Origin of the sequence: Kitasatospora sp. MAP5-34 (genome assembly GCF_029894335.1) — a bacterium.
GTDB lineage: Bacteria > Actinomycetota > Actinomycetes > Streptomycetales > Streptomycetaceae > Kitasatospora.
Genome location: NZ_JARXZC010000118.1, coordinates 1 through 1,029, shown reverse-complemented (window position 1 = coordinate 1,029; position 1,029 = coordinate 1). Strand labels below are relative to the sequence as shown.

Sequence of the window (1,029 nt, the reverse complement as noted above, 5' to 3'; positions counted from 1 at the left end):
GGGTCAGGCGCGGACGAGGGTGAGGACGGTGTCGCGGAGTTCGGTCATCTTCGCGGGGTCCTTGGCCTCGACGTTGAGGCGTAGCAGGGGTTCGGTGTTGGAGGCGCGGAGGTTGAACCACCAGTCGGGGCCGGCGATGGTGAGGCCGTCGAGGGTGTCGGTGGTGACGCCGGGGAGGGTGGCGTAGGCGGTGCGGACGGCCGCGACGCGGGCGGCCTGGTCGGTGACGGTGCTGTTGATCTCGCCGGAGGCGGCGTAGCGGTCGTAGGCGGCGGTGAGCTGGGAGAGGGTGCGGTCCTGGTGGCCCAGCGCGGCGAGGACGTGGAGGGCGGCGAGCATGCCGGTGTCGGCGCGCCAGAAGTCGCGGAAGTAGTAGTGGGCGGAGTGTTCGCCGCCGAAGACGGCGTCGGTGGCGGCCATTTCCTGCTTGATGAAGGAGTGGCCGACGCGGGTGCGCAGGGGGGTGGCGCCGAGTTCGCGGACGACCTCGGGGACGGTCCAGGAGGTGATCAGGTTGTGGATGATCACGGGGTTCGCCTCGCCGTTGGCCTGGGCGCGGGTGATCTCGCGGGCGGCGACGAGGGCGGTGATGGCGGAGGGGGAGACGGGGTCGCCGTTCTCGTCGATGACGAAGCAGCGGTCGGCGTCGCCGTCGAAGGCCAGGCCGAGGTCCGCGCCGACCTCCCGGACCCTTGCCTGCAGGTCGACCAGGTTGGCCGGGTCCAGCGGGTTGGCCTCGTGGTTGGGGAAGGTGCCGTCGAGTTCGAAGTACAGGGCGTCGACGTCCAGTGGCAGGCCGGCCAGGACGGTGGGGACGGTGTGGCCGCCCATGCCGTTGCCGGCGTCGACGACGACCTTGAGCGGGCGGATGGTGGTGAGGTCGACCAGGCCGAGCAGGTGGTCGGCGTAGCCGCGCAGGGTGTCGCGTTCCGACAGCGTCCCCGGCTTCACGTCCGCGTCCGCATCCGGGATGGTGACGGTGTCGTCGGTGGCGGTCCAGGATTCGACGAGTTCGCGGATCTCGGTCAG

Annotated in this window: 1 protein-coding gene; it reads right to left on the bottom strand. The window is 71.0% G+C overall.

The window, feature by feature from the left end; translation table 11 throughout:
• Positions 1–3 precede the first annotated feature (3 nt).
• On the bottom strand, positions 4–1,029 hold a 1,026-nt coding region (manB, locus tag P3T29_RS32645; RefSeq protein ID WP_280720303.1), incomplete at its 5' end, for a phosphomannomutase/phosphoglucomutase.